The following is an 18,994-nucleotide window of genomic DNA, read 5'->3' as shown; positions in this document are numbered from 1 at the left end:
CTATCCAGGCAATGTGATAGCGCCCATGTAAACCGTACAGACAAGCGAGACACAAGAAAGCCATGTATACCCGACACAATGAGGTGCCCGTTTATGAATACCAAGCCGGTGTTCTTGACGCCCTCTATTACAACAGGGTGCAAACCGCTTTCAAACGACTGGGCCTGTGTATTCGACTCGCCATACCACAGTTAAGAACGCTCGATATTATTTTGCAGCCGGATGCCTGGATTATTGTCGACAATGCCTTGAATGACCTGCCTGTGGCAGCCTGGACAGATTTTGAAACAGCGGACCGCAATGCGCTGCATACACCGATTAACTGTCAGCTTCGGCTGTTTCACTCTAATGCCAGCATGATCATCAAGCGTGTACTGGAGGCCATGGAAGCGATGTTGGAACAGCAATTGAATGTTACGGAAGATTCACATCATGTGATCAACTTCCCTCACCGAGAGTAAAGCGTTATGGCACTCGTTAAAATGCAGGACATGTTACACCATGCCTACAACAACAAATATGCGGTCGGTTCATTCGACATCGTAAATCTTGATCAACTGCAAAGCATTATGAATGCAGCAGAAGCGTGTCGAGCCCCAGTCATTTTAGGACTGTCAGAACCTCACACCGATTACTTTGACCTGGCATTGCTCGCCAATGCAGTGGAAGCCGCTTCGCGGCGCAGTGAGGTACCAGTAGCGATTCATTATGACCATGGCAGTGGTATTGAGGGGGCTGTACGCGGCATTAATTACGGCTGTAATGGTGTCATGGTGGATGCATCTCATCGATCACTGGAAGAGAATATCACTATCACCAAAGAAGTCGTGGCCATGGCCCACACCTGCGGCATACCGGTAGAAGCCGAACTGGGTTATGTTCCGGACAGTGGGGATGAACTGGTTTTTACCACGGTCGATGAAGCCCGCGGATTTGTGCGCCTGACAGGTGTAGACTTTCTGGCCGTATCAATTGGTACTGTACACGGTCGCTTCAGCGGTAAACCGCAACTAGATTACCCACGTCTGCGCCATATCAATGAAGCCCTGCAGATCCCGCTGGTACTGCACGGCAGTTCAGGACTGAACGAAGACCAGCTACGACGCCTCATCGCCAACGGCATTGCCAAGGTTAACGCATTCACATCAATCACCGACCGCGCTGCAAAATTACTGCGCAAAAATGCACGCGCCAAAGACGAGGGCTACCTGAAACTGTTTACTGATGTTCGCGCAGAAATGGAAGAGGAAGCGACCCGGCTGATGCGTATCTGGGGTTGTGCAGGCCGGGCTGCCGAAGTATTTGAACAGTGCGATCCATGGCAACCAGCGATCTACGAAATCCGATTCAATCTTCCCGGTACCGACGCCGAAGAGATGGCGCTGATTACCCGACGAGGTCAACAGGCGCTGATACAAATCCCAGGTGTGCGGGCAATAAAGGCAGGAGAATCGATCAACAGCAATACCGCACCTCGGTACTGCTGGCAGATCCAATTGGCCTGCGCAGAAGTCGTCGAGCCACTTAAACAGCATCCGGCATTTATCAACTTTACCCGGCGCTATCTAAATGACGATGCTACCGATAGGACGATGGCGGTTTATAAGGAGCAGGCCTAAAACGATTGGATAAAATCACCAATTTCCGGCATTTTAGCGTCGTAAGAAACCACGCAAAATTCCCTACGCTAGAAAAATAAATGGCCCACGTTTTCTCGTAAGCCTTGTTGTGCTACCTGACACATAGGTTGCACATCGAGAAATTTTGGATGACTCTCAATTGCCTTGAAAAAGTCTACCCTTATCAAAGAACACATTAGGCTTGTTGCTCGTCTACACTCAGTTCAACGCTACATAGCAACAACAACTCAACAGGTAACTATCTACCTGAATAGGTTTTGCTCGTATTTTTCTTTCAACTGTGAACGACTTCGTCCTTCCTGTTTTCACATTAGCCGCTTAGCGTCTGTTCAATCGCATAATTATAAAATCGATGCATCTCTGTCTCTTCCTTATAATCTATTTGGATATATATGGATGATTTTTTAGACATCTGATATGGATTTATTGGATACTTATGGATATCATTTCGGATGTGAGCATTCATACCGACACTTTGGTCATTACCCCCGAGATCCTTTCTCTGGTCGCTGAGCTGGACGAGTTCAAGGGTGCCTGGCGTGCCTTAGGAACGCTAGCTCCAAAACGTCTTTCGGCACTTCGGAGAGTGGCAACCATCGAAAGCATCGGCTCCTCTACGCGAATTGAAGGCAGCCGGCTTTCTGACCAAGAGGTTGGCCAACTCCTTGCAAATATCGAGATCAAGAAGTTCGACTCGCGCGATGAGCAGGAAGTTGCCGGCTATGCCGGCGTAATGAACACTCTTTACAGCCACTCGGAAGCCATTGGCCTAACAGAAAACCATATCCGACAGCTACATCGCGACCTGCTCGGCTACAGCAGCAAAGATGAACGCCACCGAGGCAATTATAAAACAACTCCCAATCACGTCAGTGCCTTCGACGTCGAAGGGAATGAAATCGGGATCGTATTCGAAACAGCAAGCCCCTTCGATACCCCCCGACTCATGACGGAGTTGGTTGAATGGACACGACACGCACTTGAGAACAAAGTCCTTCATCCGCTTTTGGTGATCGCGTTGTTTACAGTGATCTTTCTGGAGATTCACCCATTCCAGAATGGTAACGGACGCCTTTCGCGCATACTTACTACCCTACTATTGCTCAGGGAGGGTTATGCCTATGTTCCCTATTGCTCGCTGGAGAGCATCATTGCGCAGTCAAAGGAGGGCTATTACATAGCACTACGTAAAACACAGGGTACGATTCGTACTAAAACCCCGGACTGGCAGCCATGGATAAGATATTTTCTTCAGGCTTTAAAGAAGCAAAAGAAACGCCTCGAAGCCAAGATTGAACGTGAGCATATTGTGCTAGCCAAGCTACCCGAACTCTCTTTCAACATCCTTGAACTGGCAACAGAACACGGACGGCTGTCCGTAAGTCAGATCGTAGAATTGACCGGCGCAAATCGCAATACTGTAAAAAAGCACCTGCAGACCTTGGTTGCCAACCAGCAACTCATACAACACGGTAAAGGGAAAGGAACATGGTATGGGCGCATTTAGCTAGACCGAAGTGTTACCTATCTCTACGGTATAAAGCGTGACCTATGTGCCCGGTACACAGCTTTGGTAAATGACTCGTCCGGAAAGAAGATTCACGCCACAAGCTCTTGCTGAAGTTCAAACTTTTTGACAACACATAAACAAAAAGCCCACCCTATGGGTGAGCTTTATGATTTATATGGCGCGCCCGGAAGGATTCGAACCTCCGACCACCTGGTTCGTAGAAAGACAGCTAGAACTCTGTAGGTATTTGTTTTTATTATGAATAATGCTTGCTAATTGTCCCACAAAACCAGGTTTTCGCTCTTTGTAACTTGTTGTTTTTATTGATGCTGTTTTTGTTTATGGGACAATTTTAGGGTGGTTTTATTGGGTCACTGCACCACGGGCCGCGATGCCCGCCGTCATAGGGTAGCGCATGACCTGTTTCTATAAGCGCTTGACCTAGATCAACTCCGCCAACCTGGATTTTGCCCAGCACCCGACCCGCGTATTTACCCAATTTCACATCCGTGACAGTCACCGATTCCACACCCTCCAGAAACCATAACGTGAATTCTGTGGCTTTTTTTGCGGCTAACCGCTCACATTCTGCGCTGGCGCGCTTCTCTGGCGTGTTAACCCCGGCCAATCTTAGGCTGATTTGCTGAGTCAGGCCGGGCCAGATATGCACATTTAGGTTGACGGTATCGCCATCCACCACGCGCACGACTTCGGCTTTGTAGTCTGCGAAAACCAGCACCGGCACTATGTACAAAAGCAGGGCAATTTTTGATAATAATGACCTCATAGCTCCCCCAGGGAATAATGGTTTCCGTCTTTCCGTTTGAACCGCCCACCCCAGCTACCGCCTATCGATTCCCAGAACTCACCCAATGGCTGATGATCCTCTGTTTTTGTCAGGTACTTACCATCTTTGAACAGATTAAAATCAATGGCCAGCCGCTTATAGTGGAATGACCCATTGATGTGGCCTGACTTCGCATAAGCATCACCGAAGGTCAGCTCATAACCCAGCTCAGTAGCATAGTCGATCAACAAAGCCACCATACGCACAAACAGTGATTGTTTCTGCCTGAGCGTTAACGCGGTCACGGGGCCACCTCGGGCAGTCTGTGGCGTTGAGTGTTGGGCAGGCATGAGCCACCCCCGAACAGTGATACCGATTGATGCACGTACCACGCCCGGAATCCAGACATCCCATCCTCAAGGCAGATCCGTTTTAATAGGTCATCAATCTGGCTTTTATAGTCAATCGGCAGCAACCCCATCCTGATCAACTGATACCCGGCATCGTGAAACAGGGAGCCGCGCATAAATGTTTTGGTATCTACACTCGGGCCTGATGGACCGTCCCAGCAGTACCCTTTCCGCGCGAGGAACAAACCATCGTTTTGCAGTTTCAAATATTCGGTTTCGAGATCCAGCCCAATAATACCGGACTCGGTTTCTGCAGGCCCGGCCAGCTCGTACTTATAACCTTTGATCGACCGGTAAACAATGAATTTTCTCATCGGATTTTACCCACCAGGTCACTGATCAGTTTCATTGCTGCAGCGCCCCCGGCGGTGTCTGCTGAGACTGTAACTTTACAGTCATCCTCAATCATCAGCGTACCGCCTGCTATATCTCTGGCTGAGTTGATGGTTACCACGCAATCACCCGCCGCCGTTTTTTGGTAAGCATAGTTAGCACCACCACTGGCGGCTGTGCCAAACGGGGATGTCGCACAGCCGGTGAGTGATAGGGTTGATATCATGATCATTAACGTTTTCATAGTGATCCCCTGTTGTTTACAGTTCCGCTGTGAGCTTGTACGCATTCCCCGCACCATCACACCCGATCTGGCAACGGGTGCCTTGGGTGATGGTTACGCCCGTTCCTGATGTGGGTTGTACCGTGACCGTGAAAGCCCCGCTCGTGTTGTTGTAAAAGTGGGTCACGTTGGCGGAATCGGTCATGTTGACAACGATGTTTGCGGTGATGGCCCCTGTCAGCTCGATTTGTTGATAGGTGCATTCGTTATCAGTCAGCGTGACATCAACACCACCCGCTACTGATTTCGCCAAATACCCCATCACCATCTGATTAACCGTGACCTCTTTATTGGCCTGCCCTGCATCTAACCCGACTGTCATAGTGTTTCGCTCCTGACATACCCGCGCCCTACCGTCGCGGATACTTGATAGATATTGACTGTTATAGGATCACCCGGCGTGAAGCCGTCCAGGGTTTGCTGGGATGCGGTATAGTCTGCACTGTTGGTTGCAGCCTGAATAACCCGCTTGACCACAGCACCATCCATGATATGCACTTCGTACAGCTCGGATTGTTCGCCTAATGCTGGGTCATCCAGTGACACACCCGACAGCCTGGAACGTCTGAGCCAGTTGATCGTTAAATTGTTTGAGCCGTCACGGGTGCCTGAGATTTGGCACACACTAAGCGGTTTTGAATTAAGGTTATCAAACGTCACATCTGTGGTATTGGTGACTGATTCAAGGTATTGGCCGTTGGTTACGGCTTTGAATTTGTTGGTCACGCCCTTTTGTGAATACTCAGACGACACGCGGTAGATACTGGTTGTGTTGAGTAACACGAACCGGTCACCTATCGCATGGTTTCCGGTTTCATGTTCGGTGCCAATTCGACCCCTCAATAATCCTGACAGGGTATAGGTGCCATCACCCTCAAGCGTGCGGGTTGTAAAGTGGATCAGCTCATTTCCGATCAGCGCGGCGTTCGCGCCGTTCAATACATTCTCAACCGTATCACTCGCCAGGGTGCCGTGGTGCATGGAGATATTGACCGTGCTGGTCATATCCCATGTTTTAGCATCAGCATCAGGCAGCACATTGGTTGTGATGCCCATTGTTGCCTCTGTGCTAGTCGTGATCAGCCCAGACCATGACGCGCCAGAGTCAATGGATTTATAGACAATGCCCGATGTCCAATTTGTTTTTTGACCATACACAGCGACGTAATAGCCTGCCGTTGTTGCATCGGCATCTCGCAGCGCGGGCAAATCCAATATCTCGAATAGCGTATTACCCACCAACACCAATGTTTGCGTGGTGTAGCTTGATGCTGCCCCGGTCAGGTTGGATGAATAAACAGAGGCGCGGGTCGCTACTCCGCCGCAGTTGATTAACCCCGGCAACTGCTGGTCATTGGATGTAATGCGGGTGATGTGATTAAACCCGCCATTTTCCAGCGTAACCACATCACCGGCATCCAGATAGGCATGCTTTGTGGTCAATGACCAATCAAACGATTCTCTCTCTGTCCATGCGCGATAGAGTATTTTCTCTGACAGTTGCGACATGTGATCGCCGTCAGTTGACAGTGAGAACTGTTGCGAAATTTCATTGACGATCTGACCGGCTGATTTGATGCGCTGCGCCGATTGTACTGCCGGGAGATAGTCGGCATCTTTGTCCGCATAAGCCAGCGTCACGCGGCGAGGTAGTTCTGTTTCTAGTGCGCGGGTGATGCTGATATCGGCGGCAAGATCATCATCGACTATGGTTTCTGATGACGTACCTGTTAAGGGTGAGAATTTTAGTTTGTAATCGGATTCTACTGCGCTTATTTGATAGGCCGACAAAAGCGGCTCAAGAGCTGACCTCGATGACATCACCCCCGACCGAACGTAACCATATATCTCATCAGTCACTGTGTTTGTGGATAGTTCATGAACGCCTGATTCTGAGCATATATCTACTATAACGTCTGCTAGTGATTCATTGACGATACCAACTGTATCACTGACGACGGCGGACCCATTTTTAGTGTACGCAATGCTGCCTGAGCACGTTACTGAATCATACTGATCGGAGCCAATAGAAGGCACATTACCAATATAAACAACAGCCCCGTTATCACTTAACTTAGAAGCGGCTATATAATAATTCTGGTCTTTATAGAAAATAATGTTGTCGGCATTAACGTCAAAAGAGTGTCCGCCGCACGAATCTACAGTAGACGACATATGCTGCGCAGTTACCTGCCAGGCTTTATCAAAAAGCATTGTGAGCGCGTCTATAGCATCAACATCAACATCTGTACTCGCATCTGTTGCTCCTGTAACAAATATACTGCCGTTTTGATTGGAGCAAAGCCCCGGCCTAATATTTGCCCCTTTACTTCCGATATACTCTCTTCCAGTTGGAGAACCGGCGGATGTGTATTCCTTCAGGACGTAACTTGTGTATGAGGTGTTTTTGATCCATAGCACAAATATTTTATCAGTTGGGTAATACCTGATCGCTGCCAATACCTGGTTTGTCCCTGCTGGAGGCGAAAGCAGTACATTACCGCTATTCAGTGCCAGATACTGTAGGCTTGAAACAGAAACCCTTAATATATACTCATAGTCCTGTGAGTATCTAATTGTACCTATCGAATAGACAGGCAAAGATAATGACTCTGAGGTATCTGATATCATAACCCCTTCGGAGCTGTATTTTTTTTTGTGCACAGTTGCATATGTTAAATAGTCCGTTTGATAATCTATTACATCAAACCCACTATTATCGGCATAGGGAATACCTATATGCTCAAACTGCTCACCATCTACAGTGTAATCATTAAGCGAGTCTATTTGATGAGATGTGTAGCCACTCCCTACCACCTCAAACGTAAAATTAGGAATACGATTGCCGTAGTTTTCAAGTTGAAATGTATCAAACACCACATGCGCCAAACCACGGAAGGCAGGCACATTACCCATACCCTCAGCGGCCTCTATAGTGGGGTCAGGTTCCTGGGTTTCTGAGCCGGTATAGACCGTAATACCGTTCTGGTTTGATACCGCCAGCTCATCAGCCGTGGCGGTGTCGCCCTTGTTATAGATCAGTACCGAATCAGCCCAGATGCGGCGTATACCTGTAATTTCGCCCTCGCAGATACCCACCGAAAAAGAGCAGCTATAGGTATAGGTGGTATGTGATGCGCTGGAGCCACCCTTGCCGCCCACGTCTTGGGTGTGTGAGGTTTCCTGTATGCCACCTGACCAGATCACATTCCCCGCAATACGCGCCGTGCCGTACACTTTGGGGATCGGCGCACCACGCGTGGAGGTTTGAACGGACAGATCAGACAGTCGCGGCCCTTGGGTGTTGGGGCCATCCGGTGCAAACAGAATACTACCGAGCGTTGACCCGATAGACCAACCCAGACCCGCGCCGGTCATACCGAGAAACGAGAACCCGGCAGGTGCTAGTGATCCAATACCCGCCCCGACTAAACCCAGTGCCAGCGAGGCCATTACTCAACACCCCTGAATGAATAGTACGCGGTTACTCTTCTTTTCCATTTATCATCCAGACGATGCTCCACCACTTTTCCAAACGGCTGATAAGCGTGAATTACGGTGTTTTTATCGGTCAAAATACCCAGGTGTTGCGGTTCGTTGAGCAGGGTAAACAGGATGACATCACCCGCTTTAGGTGTGACGGTTCTATCAAGAAACTCAATCAGTATTCTCACCAGGTTACCGCCTGATGGGGTACGCGGATAATCTACCGGCACCTTTGAAACATCATTCCCCAGTTCACGCCACACACCTTTAACCATGCCCGCGCAATCACAGCCCACCCGTTTGACAGCGGCTTGATGGTGGAAGGGTGTACCGATCCAGGTCTTTGCTTCGATTACAATGTCAGCGCGGGTAATCATTGGCCACCAAATTTCATAATTTCATCAGACCCTGGAATGAACGGTTCACCGCGAAAGTTGATGATGTTGTCGTAATCATCCCGGCAGGTTTCCATAGTCTTATCACAGCCTGCATAGACTTCGTATGAGTCGCCCACTTGCACGGTGTAGGGAAATGGCAACGCGCTCTGGAATGTGTCAGATGTGAAGGTTTTAATCTCCATTGACACGCCCACATTCAACCCACTGGTAAAGGTCAGATAGCCTCGGTCAAAAGTGTTATCGGCTTCTGTTCTGGCGGCGTCGGTAAAATTCTCGTTTGAGTTAACAGCGGTGATGGTGCCGAGTTTGGTATAGCAATTTTCCGTTTCCCAAACGGTGGTGACTTTTTCGGATACCGACACATCATCAATATCACCCACGAAATCTGCATCCGCTTCGATGCTGATGGGCGTGGTGCCTGTCATGATGATGTCTTCAGTAAACGCGCCATTGGCAACGCGCCAGGTGCCTACTTGTGTGCCACAGACAATACGCACCTGACCGGCTGAAAAATTTGATACGGTGAAGCTGGTTTCATACAACACACCATTCACACCCGTTACCGGCTGGGACAGGGCATCATTGGCGGTTTGGGTGCCATCACAACTGGCCACGCCTGCCGCTATCGTCCAGGCGGCCGAGCCATTCCAGTAAACGCCCTTGGCATTTGTAAACGCGCCATCGGTTAACAGCTCAACAGAAACCCCGTTGGTGGAATTGCCAATGGTTGCATCCCATGTGGGCTCTGTGCTGCCTGAATACCCGGCGGTTGTTATTTTGTATTGGCGCTCATTGCCATTGGCCAGCGTTGGGCGAACAACATCATCAAGGGCGTAGAGTGTGTGAGGTTCCCATCTATCCGGTTTTATCAGCACACCACAACGGCTATCACCCAGATCAGCACGGCAGGCCGTATCAAACAGCTCACCGATGGTTTGCTGTAGCCCTTGGGATAGACTCCGTACTTCTGCTTCAAACACCACCTTACCGGATCTGACTTGGCCTAATTTGCCATAGGCGAGCTTGAGATCCTGCATGGTCAGGTCTTCATAATTCAGCATGAAGACATAGACATCGGCATAATCATAGCGACCGGCTTGCAACTCACTGGCGCTGAGGCGCTGTGATTCAAGCAGCCCGACCACTTCCATGTTGTTGACGGCCAGATCATCGGTTGAGGCGATGTTTGATGGCGTAAACCCGGTGGCGGCTTCGTACAGCAGGCCGTCATAAGTCAGGTCTTTTACGTGGCTGGTAAAGCCCTGCTCTACCCCGTCACGCCGGACTATTTTCCAGCAGACGCAGAGCGTCGTCACCTCTTCCGCTAGGTGATTTTTTAATGCCGTACTGATGGTTTTCATACGCGTATTTCTATGAGCGGCACGCTGGCTGATTGCAGTTCATAGCTTTCAAACAGGATGGGCAGTTTGTCGATATCAAACCGAACAGGTACATCAAACTCATACCCGGCCTTTACCACCACACCGACACCCGGTGGCGTTACAAAGGTGACGAAGCCGGTTGCGGTGTCAACTGACCACCCCGAACCCTGCGTGACATCATCCAGCGAAACCACCACGGTGCCGGTAACGGGCTTGCGGATGTCACGGGTTCTGGATAGTGCGCCTTTCGTGTAGGTTTTGATCAGTTGAAAATCAACCACCACCCCATCACCCGTACCGATGGTTTGATCTGTATCCGATACCGTTGCGCCGTGGGTTTGATCGGTTGATGAATTCCAATCGCTCCAATCTTTATAGCGGAACCCATGACCCCGCCCCGCTACCGCATGGAATAGCTCAGTGAGTGAATAGAGTTGCGCTTGTGTGCGTACCCCATAAGCCACATCGTATTCAGCGCGGGATTCAGCCCAGTTAATATTCCGGCTCTCTTTTCCCGAGGTGAACGGCGTGATGGTGGTGTTGTACCCAGGCCCACCCGTTGAGCCGAGTGAGATGTCATCAGGGAAACGCGGGGTTTCTAGAAAGCTCATGTATTGCGCGCCAGTGAACGTTGCATGGATTTAGCCAGCTTGGTTTGTAGCTGGTTCATGGATTCGGTTGAGATTTGGCCGTTAGGTGCCGATACCGTGATGTTATTCACGACACGCATACCGCTGGATTGACGGCTGGATTTTGTGTGGTCGATTACGGTTTCGTTGGGATGGAGAATGGATAGATAGCCGCCCTTGCCATCAAGCCCACCCGTGCGCGAACCCAGGCCGGTGAAGCCGCCGCCGTCGAATGACGGAATAAAGCTTTTGGCAAACCCAGTAAAGAAATCACCCAAGGGCTCTGTGACCAGTTTACGGGTGACTATGCGGGTGATGTCTTGCTCTAACCCCGCCAATACATCGGACAGGCTTTGACCGTTTACAATGGCATCCTCAAACGCACTGGAGAAGGTCAGGCCCAGGTCTTTCCATTTATCCTCTGTCTTTTTTGCTTCGTCTTCCAGACCACCCATGACCTCAAACATGGCATCGCCGTAGGTATCCCAACTGATCTTGCCTTTTTCCAGCAGTAGATCCAGTTCGGCCATTTGGTCGTTGACGCCGTTCGCGGGGTTTACCAGATCGCGCCAGCGCTTGGCTTGTGCTTCTAGCTGTTCGTTCAGCCGCTCTGCCGATTTAGCGGCCTCTTCTTCTGCCTTCGCCGCCTCTTTGGTGGATTCAATGTCTGCCGTTTTCTGGTCAATGCGTTGGGCAGCATCCAGCAGGGCTTTTTTCTGGTTGTCGTTCAGATCTTTATAGCGACCTTTCTGGACATCCCAGAGGGTTTTTTCGTATTGCGTGGTGACACCGAGTAAAGCAACGGTTTGGTTGAGGGATTCGAGGGCCGCGTCATATTGCTCTTGAACACGCTTTGCTGCTTTAGATGCTTCTGTATCTTGTGAATCGATACTGAACAAACCGGATACATCAACACCCGCCACCGCAGAATTGGGGTTTTTGTCTTTTTGTTTTAATAGCTTCTCTTTTCTTGAGACCGCTTTCCAATATCTTTCAATAAGCGAATCAACTTTTTGATTGACCTCTTCTTCTGTCTCATTAAAGCCAAACAAATACTCAGCCCAGTTAGGCGAATCTGTTGCTACTCGTTTCGCGTTATTCGTTTCCTCTGCAATTTGGGCCTTAATATTTTCAATAGTCTCATCCAAGGCACCAAGGGTCTGATGCTCCACATCCCCCCAAGCCCCAAAGAAATTCGCCACTTTCGGCGCGGCTTCTGACAACGCATTACCCACACTAATAATCGCTGGAGCCAGCTCAACAAATATCTTGGTGGTTTGCGCGTTTATAACCTGCTTCAGTATGCCTAACTGCTCATTCGCAGCGGCGGCACCTTCTACCAGGTCATCATCCAGAATAATACCCAGGCCTCTGGCTTTATCGGCAAAGTCATCAAGCCCTGCTGTGCCGTTTTTAAAGGTGGTTGCTAGGCTTTGCGCGTCATCACCAAACAACCGAGTGGTTAAGGCCAGCCGGTTGGTTTGGTCATCCATATCACCCAGCGTATTCACAACCTGGCGGAATACCTGCTCGTTTGACTGCTTTAAATCAATACCCAGCTTCTTATAAGTATCAGCCGCCGCACCCGTACCGGCGCGCGCCAAGCCGAGGCGCTTGGTAAATCGCCCCAAGCCACCATCCAGCACACTGATACCCACGCCGGTTTGTTCAGCGGCAAACCGAAGCTCTTGCAATGACTTTACTGAGAAGCCGGTTTTATCAGACGCCACGCTGATTGCATCTGCAAAATCCAATGATGATTTTGCTGCCGCCGCAAGACCCGCCAATGGCAATACGGTGGCCAGCCCTATAAACCCTTTCTTGGCAATGGATGACGCCCGATCAGCGCTCTTTTCAAATCGATCCAGGTGCTTTTGCGCCTTTTCAAGATCAGTCCTGAGTTTGGATGATTCCGCCTCCAGGCTGACTACTAACTTTGCGAGATCGGTCATTGCTGTAAATGCCTCTGGATTTTTTTACTTAGCTGCTCAGATAACCGAGTCAGCATGGCCTTTTCATTTTTCACGAATGATTTTACAAACCAGGGTTTGGCTCTGGCTCCGGGGTGGCGAACGTGATTCACAACACGACCATTAAAGAACAACGCCTTTTTTCGCCACGCACCCGTCACGCGGGATTTACGCCGCACGGTTACGCTTTTTCCGTTACGGCGCGGCACCCGGTGCTGATACCACTTCTCTTTTTTGGGTATGTCATGCGCCTTGGTGCCTTTCTCTACAAACAGCACACCATAGAACGCCTCTTTTTTTACCCCGATAATCACCCGCGCTTTGCCGTTTTTGTAACTGGATTTGCGTTTGATACTGCGAGACAGAAACCCAGGCGCAACCAAATTACCTTTATAGGTACGATGGGCCTGCTTACCTTTTGGGGCCGCTTCGCGCATGGTTTTCATGGCCGGCGTGGTAGCGTTCATGGTCGCCTGCCTTAGCACCCGACCCGCCAGTTTTGGGCCTAACGTGGCCAGCTTGTTTTGCAGTTCACGCAACCCTTTGACGCTACTTTCTGGCACGATGAAAATCCCGAATGGTGACCAACTGACTGACTAGCCAATCAATGTCTTCAATACCCAGCATCTCAGCAACGACAGGCAAGGCGACCCAATCAATTCCGTCCATGAGGTTCCATGCACGAATAACAGGCTCTGAACTGAGCGGCGGCGGTTTGGCTGTGCCCTTATGCTGAGTGGACTCCAGCCAACCGGTCAGTTTCCCTCGGCTTCCTCCATCTTCTTGACGTGATCCGCATAGGCGTTTTGTATTTCCTGGATCAAGTCACCCCATATCACTGGCTTGTCTTCCACCCATTCAATAAACAGGGTTTCGTCAAACGGCACCGGATCAGGCGCGCCGCCTGGGACCAGATCAATCTCTGTGAGATTCCAGCCGACCACATAACCCAGCGCAGACCGGACGGTGGTTCCGCCAGATGCCGCGCGGGCTTCTATGATCTGCAGGTGGGTAGGACGGCGGATCGTGAAGCGATGGCCGCCCGTTTCAACGACCTTTTCACGCGCCCGCCGCATTTTCTCGATTAATGGGTGCATGCTTAGCTCGCGTAGTAGGTAGGCGTGCCATACATCGTCACAACAGACGATGTGGTAACCAGATCTTGAGCCGATCCGGTAGGCAGTAACGACGCGCCAACATAACCGTTAAAGACCATGATCTGACCGTCGGAGAAGGTGAATTTAAACGCACGCTTGGCCTTGGTGTCTGATGCCGCTTTCATGGCGATCAGCCCCGCGTCTGCCACGTCCCAGATGTTGTCGAACGAATAGGTTGAGGCCGAGGCGATGCCGGGGATCTGGGTGGCTACGCTGTCATGAATGGTGGTGGTATCCACAAAGGAGAAGTCGCCACCGGAACCGGACAGGCTTTTGATGGTGCCGAAGGTGGTGCCGAAGGTGATCACCTGACAGCTACCGGATGTGAAGGTGTCGAAATTGGTGGTATCAACACCTTCCAGTTCAAAGGTGTTGGCGGTGACATTTGCCGCCCGCACGACGCGCTGGTCAAGCTGGCTCATGCCGACGGATGTCAGCACCACGTATTCACCGTCCAGGATGCCGTGACCCGTTGAGGTGACAACGCCCGGATTGGCTTTGGTGATACCGGTGATTGTGTCTGCAGTGGCCAGCACGGATTGCATGGCGACTTGCACGTTGGACCATATTTTTGGACTTGGCATTTCTATTCTCCGAGCATTAAAAAACCCGCCGAGGCGGGTTGTTTGTGAAGTGGGTTTTGGTTATATCAGCGTTTCAGGGCTGTTTTCTTGAGTGAACACTTTGACGGTGTATTCCATGTTGACAGCCGCGAAGGTTCTTTCATTCTCTTCTTCTATGATTTCAGTGGTGGCGCTGTTGAGTGTCAGCCCGCCGAGCTTGCCGCTTAACGCGGTATTCAGTGCGGCAAAGGTCAACGTGGTTTCTATTTCTGCTGATTGTGCATCCAGCGTTTCTTCAAAAGTTTCATTGTCCGGGATACGCACGCGGCCGCTTATCACCAGGGATAAATCTCTGGATTGCACACCCGCTTGGTGGATGGTTTCCTGGTAGATGGTTTCTGATTCAATGTACACCAACAGCAACGGCAACAGTTCCCGCATTGGGTGCAAGCGGGATTTGATCGCCACCTTCCAGGCAGTTGGGGATGCGTTGAGCAGTGTACCCACTGCATCCCGTATTTGTTGTCTTACGTGCGCCATGTGAGCCTTAGAGTTTAATGATTCGGTGACGTTCTAATAGGTCATAGAACTGGCGAGGCATACGGGATGGCCCGACGCCGCTTTCAACTTCTGACTGAAACTTGATCCAGTGACCTACCGCGATATACAACGCGCTTTTGATGTCTTCAGGCACATCGGCGGCATCACCAAACCCAGCCACGTAGCGGATTTTGACCGCATTGGCCGCGTCATAGGTGGATGGCCAGCTTTGACCCGCAGACAGCAGTACCCAAGGCAGTGGACTGTAGTCATCCAGCACATAGCTGCCTGCGGAGAGGGTTTGTTCGTTGCCGTCACTGTCCAGGTATTTAATGGAAGTGATCGACTGAACCGGCCCTTTGGGTAGTTCAATTTCAACCGGGAACCGATCAACCGCCAGCTCCAGGGTTTGGGTGATGAACGAGCGCGCCGTGTAGGATTCAGCCTGTTCTACCGCCGCCTGTATCAGCGCAGGGATTTCGGTATCCTCCAGGGCATCGGTGATTGATAGCCGGGTTTTTACATCCGCCAGATCGATGGGGGTGGTTGCTGGTGGTGTGATTGTTTTTGGTGTCATTACCAACGCCTTGAGTGTGTGATTGCCGGTGGTCTACTGGAGTAGCTGCGCCGGCTGGCTCTGGCGGCGGCGATGACCCCTTGGCCCAGGTAGACCGCGAAGGGAAAGGCGCTGGCTGTTTCAACCGCTAACCCGATGTTGATGGTTTGCGGAAAGGCAAACGGCAACGCCGTGTCTGTTTCAATACTGAGATCAATACCCAACGCCTTGCTGTGACTCAGCGTAAAGGCTGTGTCTGTTTCCTGCGCCAAACCAATGGGTTGACCAATGGAGGCCGTGACCGGTAAAGCTGTGTCTGTTTCTGTTGCAAGGCCAGTTGATAGTGCCTTGATGTGACTGACGGCAAAAGCGGCATCTGCTTCAACCGCCAACCCTATAGGGACGTTGTTGGCCGTTACGGGCGTTACTGAAAAAGCGGCATCTGTTTCAGCGGCCAAGCCGATGGTGAGTACCTTTGACCAGGTGGCGCTGAATGCGGTGCCTGTTTCACTGGCCAGCCCGATCGGGATGTTTTGTGCCGTGAGTGCCGTGACAGCAAAGGCCGTGTTTGTTTCTACCGCCTGCCCAATGGCTAGGGACTTTTGGGCGGTTATAGGGAACGCGGTGTTGGTTTCGGTGGCCTGGGCGATTTGGATGGTTGAGCCGCCCCCACTATCCGCCCACGTTCCTACCGTACCCCATGCGGTTGCTGCTGATTGGTTGGCGTATTCTGTGGCGATGTAATCTGATGTTACATTCGAGTTAGTGGATAAACTAACCTCCTGCATATCATCAGGAATGGTCCAATTATTATTATTATATCTACCTATCTCGAATACGGCAGATGACGGCGTGCTAATTGTCCCTGTTCTGGATGCGCTACCCTCTAACGCACCATCAACCATTGTCCTGACGGTCGTGCCGTCCCAGTATCCGCAGACATGATGCCAAGCGGAGTTTTGCACGACGGACGTTGATGTCGCGGTCGCCGCCGTTCCGCCCGTATTAACGCGGAAAAAGACTAGATCATTGCTGCCGGTAAATAGCAGCACAGACATATTGCTGTCGCCGCCCAGCCACGCACCGCAAACGCCCTTACTCGCCTCATTTGGTATCTTGTACCATGACCGAATGGCGGCATGTGACGCGCCGGGGAACGGGTCAGTCAACCCACCGACATAGGCGGTCAGGTTCATTTCTAAATTGCTAGAGCCGAAGGCAGGTGATGTGCCAGTAGTTGCACCCGATCCGCCTAGCGTTCCATCATCATTGCCCGTGTAATCGACAACCGTTGATGAATTGTCTTTTAGACCATATCGCCTATCATCATTCGAGTAGACCGCATTCCGGCCATAGGTATTAGTAACGGCAGGCTGCACCGTTTCAACGGCATCAGCCTCAATGTATATCGTGTTACCTGTAGCCGCAGTGGGTATTTTTACCCTGACATCAGCCGCAGGCGTACCACCAGCAACAAACTCAACAACATGAACTGCTAGTTGCGTAGTTTTCGCACTGGACGTATACGCCCGTAGATTTCCACCACCATTTAAAATGGACGAGCTTCCGCCGTCTATCGCAGTAGCCGGGAAGTCCGCTGTCTTTAATACAACCGGAAAATCACTATGACTCCCGGTGATCGTCGGCAGCGTATAGGTAAAGCCGTATGCCATTATTTAAAGCGCGTCACGTAGCTGTTAAGGTCAATATTTTCATTCGCGATAAAGGCCGCAAGATTCGTTGGGATGTTCGTAGGAACAGCCTCATCATTAATCGCCTGTATCGCGTCCAGCATAGGAATGAATGCGTCTATCTGTGCGCGTTGCGCTCTGAACTCTGCAACGACCGCCGCAACGTCTGCGCTATCTGCATCGCCATCGCCATTCACTGCTGAATTAAAAACAAATGCGGCAAAGTGTTGAACGCGGGTTAAATCTCTGGACATATCAGAGATTGAGCGCGCAACAGTTCGATTGATCTCTTGCAGTTCATCCGCAATTTTTCGCGCGCGGTCGATTGATTTGAAGCCCATCACGATCTCCTAAAAATGTAAAAACGGTTGCACCAGCATTAACGCCACCAGTGATCCGCATAGAAAGCCCACTCCAAATGAGAGAGCGCCGGCCGTTAATACGAGAATCAACGGGCGCACTATGCGCCCTAGAACCCACCCCGAATACGGGTGTAGTGGTCCCTGGCTTCTTTTCCCTTGGTGGCTGATTCTGCGCCCTTACCTTCTGGGTAATTCTTTTGGGACCAGCGCTTGTCTGGGTCTTGCACGAACAGGCACAGCGCACCACCGACCTTTGGCATCAGGTCCGTGCCACGAATGGCGTTTTGCACGTCCAACTTGGCGCATTGGTAGGCGACTTCCAGCCAGTATTGATCAATGGCCTCACCTTCTACACCCAGCTCCATGAGCAGTTCTGGGTAGAAGTGATCTGCAAACAGATCGATCTTGCCGGGGGCGATGGCTTTTGCCCAATCCGGCAGGGATGCTTTTCTTGCCATGGTATTCCCCTTATGCGGCCCGGTAGAAACCGGCGGCATTAACTTGTAGCGTGAGATCACTGCCGTCTGTGGTGGCGGCAAAATCGTGATGAGTGAGTGGTACGCGACCGGTATCAGTCGCGGACTCTTCATAGGCCACCACGGCCTTGGTCAGCGTGTTGTTTAATGCGCCACCGGCACTGATAAAGGCTTGGTCTGGTAGGTCCACATCAACCCGGTCATTGGAGTCATCAACCGTGATGGTGCCGGTTAGGCCGGTTTTACGGGCGTAGTTGGTGAAGTCTGCCTCTGTGTTACCCGCAGCGCCCAACAGTACAGACACGTTGTCGTGATCAACCAGGGCGGTTTCCGCCTCATTGGCCTTGAGTAGCAACAGCAGGACGTTGGTTGACGCATCGCGGATTTTTTCCACAACGGAGCCTTTTGCTATGTTAAATACACCATCTGACATGGTTTATTCCTCGTGTCCCAGGAAATAGAAAGACGGCACTTGGCCGCCTTTGGTGGGTTAGGTTTTTGATTAACCGCCGGTATCGGGGGGTTCATCATCAGGGGCCAGCTCACCTGTTTGGTCATCGGTGATTACAGCCGCCTCTGACTCAGCCGTCACGCCTTGATGGGTGATGACTTCCTCGCCTTCTTCAAGGCAGTATTTGACGGCGGCGGGTTTGTCATCGGCAAAACCTGCGTTTACTAGGTCTTTGATGGTGGCGGCTTCGGCTTCGATGACTTGGTTTGGTTTGTAGTCGATACCGTCCAGCGGGGTATTGACCAGGATTCTGGCTTTTTTCATTGACATGATTGTTTCCTCTTGCGCGATTCAAGCAGGGCCAGCGGAC

General features: G+C 50.9%; 23 protein-coding genes. 3 read left to right on the top strand and 20 right to left on the bottom strand.

Features of this window, described 5'->3' with window-relative positions:
- The first annotated feature begins 62 nt into the window (after positions 1-62).
- The 3 genes from FHP88_RS09075 (at position 63) to FHP88_RS09065 (ending at position 3,147) form a co-directional block, all read left to right on the top strand.
- A complete protein-coding gene (locus FHP88_RS09075; RefSeq protein ID WP_144358727.1) occupies positions 63-461 on the top strand; it encodes a hypothetical protein in 399 nt (132 codons plus the stop codon).
- A gap of 6 nt (positions 462-467) precedes the next feature.
- The gene (locus tag FHP88_RS09070; protein WP_144358726.1) at positions 468-1,619 is read left to right on the top strand and encodes a class II fructose-bisphosphate aldolase; all 1,152 of its coding nucleotides are present in this window, start codon (positions 468-470) and stop codon (positions 1,617-1,619) included.
- A 457-nt stretch (positions 1,620-2,076) separates the two neighbouring features.
- Positions 2,077-3,147, top strand: a complete 1,071-nt coding sequence (locus FHP88_RS09065) for a Fic family protein (protein WP_144358725.1) — start codon at positions 2,077-2,079, stop codon at positions 3,145-3,147.
- Positions 3,148-3,502: 355 nt separating this feature from the next.
- Here the strand turns inward: FHP88_RS09065 and FHP88_RS09060 are convergent, their stop codons facing one another.
- From FHP88_RS09060 to FHP88_RS08965, 20 genes are all read right to left on the bottom strand, one after another.
- Positions 3,503-3,937, bottom strand: coding sequence for a thermonuclease family protein (locus tag FHP88_RS09060; RefSeq protein WP_144358724.1), 435 nt, complete (start codon positions 3,935-3,937; stop codon positions 3,503-3,505).
- A complete protein-coding gene (locus FHP88_RS09055; protein ID WP_335341527.1) occupies positions 3,934-4,242 on the bottom strand; it encodes a M15 family metallopeptidase in 309 nt (102 codons plus the stop codon). The genes FHP88_RS09060 and FHP88_RS09055 overlap by 4 nt, the downstream gene beginning before the upstream one ends.
- Positions 4,239-4,661, bottom strand: a complete 423-nt coding sequence (locus FHP88_RS09050; protein WP_144358722.1) for a hypothetical protein — start codon at positions 4,659-4,661, stop codon at positions 4,239-4,241. The genes FHP88_RS09055 and FHP88_RS09050 overlap by 4 nt, the downstream gene beginning before the upstream one ends.
- Positions 4,658-4,924, bottom strand: a complete 267-nt coding sequence (locus tag FHP88_RS09045; RefSeq protein ID WP_144358721.1) for a hypothetical protein — start codon at positions 4,922-4,924, stop codon at positions 4,658-4,660. Before FHP88_RS09045 ends, FHP88_RS09050 begins: the two co-directional genes overlap by 4 nt.
- Positions 4,925-4,940: 16 nt before the next feature.
- On the bottom strand, positions 4,941-5,285 hold the full coding sequence (locus FHP88_RS09040; RefSeq protein ID WP_144358720.1) for a hypothetical protein: 345 nt from the start codon (positions 5,283-5,285) through the stop codon (positions 4,941-4,943).
- The gene (locus FHP88_RS09035; RefSeq protein WP_186297665.1) at positions 5,282-8,200 is read right to left on the bottom strand and encodes a phage tail protein; all 2,919 of its coding nucleotides are present in this window, start codon (positions 8,198-8,200) and stop codon (positions 5,282-5,284) included. Before FHP88_RS09035 ends, FHP88_RS09040 begins: the two co-directional genes overlap by 4 nt.
- A gap of 215 nt (positions 8,201-8,415) precedes the next feature.
- Positions 8,416-8,826, bottom strand: coding sequence for an NlpC/P60 family protein (locus tag FHP88_RS09030; protein WP_144358718.1), 411 nt, complete (start codon positions 8,824-8,826; stop codon positions 8,416-8,418).
- The gene (locus FHP88_RS09025; protein ID WP_144358717.1) at positions 8,823-10,208 is read right to left on the bottom strand and encodes a DUF2163 domain-containing protein; all 1,386 of its coding nucleotides are present in this window, start codon (positions 10,206-10,208) and stop codon (positions 8,823-8,825) included. Before FHP88_RS09025 ends, FHP88_RS09030 begins: the two co-directional genes overlap by 4 nt.
- Positions 10,205-10,840: a DUF2460 domain-containing protein gene (locus tag FHP88_RS09020; RefSeq protein WP_144358716.1), complete on the bottom strand. Its 636-nt coding sequence runs from the start codon at positions 10,838-10,840 to the stop codon at positions 10,205-10,207. Before FHP88_RS09020 ends, FHP88_RS09025 begins: the two co-directional genes overlap by 4 nt.
- Positions 10,837-12,810 carry a hypothetical protein gene (locus tag FHP88_RS09015; protein WP_144358715.1) on the bottom strand — a complete coding sequence of 658 codons (1,974 nt, stop codon included), beginning with the start codon at positions 12,808-12,810 and terminating at the stop codon, positions 10,837-10,839. The genes FHP88_RS09020 and FHP88_RS09015 overlap by 4 nt, the downstream gene beginning before the upstream one ends.
- Entirely contained in the window at positions 12,807-13,391 is a 585-nt protein-coding gene (locus tag FHP88_RS09010) for an HK97 gp10 family phage protein (RefSeq protein WP_186297664.1), read from the bottom strand. The genes FHP88_RS09015 and FHP88_RS09010 overlap by 4 nt, the downstream gene beginning before the upstream one ends.
- Positions 13,392-13,583: 192 nt before the next feature.
- Positions 13,584-13,925: a hypothetical protein gene (locus tag FHP88_RS09005; RefSeq protein WP_144358713.1), complete on the bottom strand. Its 342-nt coding sequence runs from the start codon at positions 13,923-13,925 to the stop codon at positions 13,584-13,586.
- A gap of 2 nt (positions 13,926-13,927) precedes the next feature.
- On the bottom strand, positions 13,928-14,569 hold the full coding sequence (locus FHP88_RS09000; RefSeq protein ID WP_144358712.1) for a phage tail tube protein: 642 nt from the start codon (positions 14,567-14,569) through the stop codon (positions 13,928-13,930).
- Between the two features lie 60 nt (positions 14,570-14,629).
- Positions 14,630-15,055: a hypothetical protein gene (locus tag FHP88_RS08995; protein ID WP_144358711.1), complete on the bottom strand. Its 426-nt coding sequence runs from the start codon at positions 15,053-15,055 to the stop codon at positions 14,630-14,632.
- Between the two features lie 40 nt (positions 15,056-15,095).
- Entirely contained in the window at positions 15,096-15,665 is a 570-nt protein-coding gene (locus FHP88_RS08990) for a head-tail connector protein (protein ID WP_144358710.1), read from the bottom strand.
- On the bottom strand, positions 15,665-17,317 hold the full coding sequence (locus tag FHP88_RS08985) for a LamG-like jellyroll fold domain-containing protein (protein ID WP_144358709.1): 1,653 nt from the start codon (positions 17,315-17,317) through the stop codon (positions 15,665-15,667). Before FHP88_RS08985 ends, FHP88_RS08990 begins: the two co-directional genes overlap by 1 nt.
- Complete coding sequence (locus FHP88_RS08980) at positions 17,317-17,676, bottom strand: hypothetical protein (protein ID WP_144358708.1); 360 nt, start codon at positions 17,674-17,676, stop codon at positions 17,317-17,319. Before FHP88_RS08980 ends, FHP88_RS08985 begins: the two co-directional genes overlap by 1 nt.
- Positions 17,677-17,804: 128 nt before the next feature.
- Complete coding sequence (locus tag FHP88_RS08975; protein WP_144358707.1) at positions 17,805-18,155, bottom strand: hypothetical protein; 351 nt, start codon at positions 18,153-18,155, stop codon at positions 17,805-17,807.
- 10 nt (positions 18,156-18,165) lie between these two features.
- Entirely contained in the window at positions 18,166-18,606 is a 441-nt protein-coding gene (locus FHP88_RS08970; RefSeq protein ID WP_144358706.1) for a hypothetical protein, read from the bottom strand.
- 69 nt (positions 18,607-18,675) lie between these two features.
- On the bottom strand, positions 18,676-18,954 hold the full coding sequence (locus tag FHP88_RS08965) for a hypothetical protein (RefSeq protein WP_144358705.1): 279 nt from the start codon (positions 18,952-18,954) through the stop codon (positions 18,676-18,678).
- Positions 18,955-18,994: the final 40 nt, after the last annotated feature.

Origin of the sequence: Sedimenticola selenatireducens, assembly GCF_007625115.1 — a bacterium.
In the GTDB taxonomy this organism is placed as follows: Bacteria; Pseudomonadota; Gammaproteobacteria; order Chromatiales; family Chromatiaceae; genus Sedimenticola; species Sedimenticola selenatireducens_A.
Note: the sequence above shows the minus strand (reverse complement) of the source record. Positions and strands in the feature narration are given on the sequence as shown.

Bases quoted from the DNA above. Each gene is read 5' to 3' on its own strand.
- FHP88_RS08980 (WP_144358708.1), bottom strand. From the start codon at position 17,676: ATGGGCTTCAAATCAATCGACCGCGCGCGAAAAATTGCGGATGAACTG.
- FHP88_RS08975 (WP_144358707.1), bottom strand. From the start codon at position 18,155: ATGGCAAGAAAAGCATCCCTGCCGGATTGGGCAAAAGCCATCGCCCCC.
- FHP88_RS09070 (WP_144358726.1), top strand. From the start codon at position 468: ATGGCACTCGTTAAAATGCAGGACATGTTACACCATGCCTACAACAAC.
- FHP88_RS09030 (WP_144358718.1), bottom strand. From the start codon at position 8,826: ATGATTACCCGCGCTGACATTGTAATCGAAGCAAAGACCTGGATCGGT.
- FHP88_RS09005 (WP_144358713.1), bottom strand. From the start codon at position 13,925: ATGCACCCATTAATCGAGAAAATGCGGCGGGCGCGTGAAAAGGTCGTT.
- FHP88_RS08990 (WP_144358710.1), bottom strand. From the start codon at position 15,665: ATGACACCAAAAACAATCACACCACCAGCAACCACCCCCATCGATCTG.
- FHP88_RS09045 (WP_144358721.1), bottom strand. From the start codon at position 4,924: ATGAAAACGTTAATGATCATGATATCAACCCTATCACTCACCGGCTGT.
- FHP88_RS09040 (WP_144358720.1), bottom strand. From the start codon at position 5,285: ATGACAGTCGGGTTAGATGCAGGGCAGGCCAATAAAGAGGTCACGGTT.
- FHP88_RS09050 (WP_144358722.1), bottom strand. From the start codon at position 4,661: ATGAGAAAATTCATTGTTTACCGGTCGATCAAAGGTTATAAGTACGAG.
- FHP88_RS09000 (WP_144358712.1), bottom strand. From the start codon at position 14,569: ATGCCAAGTCCAAAAATATGGTCCAACGTGCAAGTCGCCATGCAATCC.
- FHP88_RS08970 (WP_144358706.1), bottom strand. From the start codon at position 18,606: ATGTCAGATGGTGTATTTAACATAGCAAAAGGCTCCGTTGTGGAAAAA.
- FHP88_RS08965 (WP_144358705.1), bottom strand. From the start codon at position 18,954: ATGTCAATGAAAAAAGCCAGAATCCTGGTCAATACCCCGCTGGACGGT.
- FHP88_RS09065 (WP_144358725.1), top strand. From the start codon at position 2,077: ATGGATATCATTTCGGATGTGAGCATTCATACCGACACTTTGGTCATT.
- FHP88_RS09060 (WP_144358724.1), bottom strand. From the start codon at position 3,937: ATGAGGTCATTATTATCAAAAATTGCCCTGCTTTTGTACATAGTGCCG.
- FHP88_RS09015 (WP_144358715.1), bottom strand. From the start codon at position 12,810: ATGACCGATCTCGCAAAGTTAGTAGTCAGCCTGGAGGCGGAATCATCC.
- FHP88_RS09020 (WP_144358716.1), bottom strand. From the start codon at position 10,840: ATGAGCTTTCTAGAAACCCCGCGTTTCCCTGATGACATCTCACTCGGC.
- FHP88_RS08985 (WP_144358709.1), bottom strand. From the start codon at position 17,317: ATGGCATACGGCTTTACCTATACGCTGCCGACGATCACCGGGAGTCAT.
- FHP88_RS09075 (WP_144358727.1), top strand. From the start codon at position 63: ATGTATACCCGACACAATGAGGTGCCCGTTTATGAATACCAAGCCGGT.
- FHP88_RS09025 (WP_144358717.1), bottom strand. From the start codon at position 10,208: ATGAAAACCATCAGTACGGCATTAAAAAATCACCTAGCGGAAGAGGTG.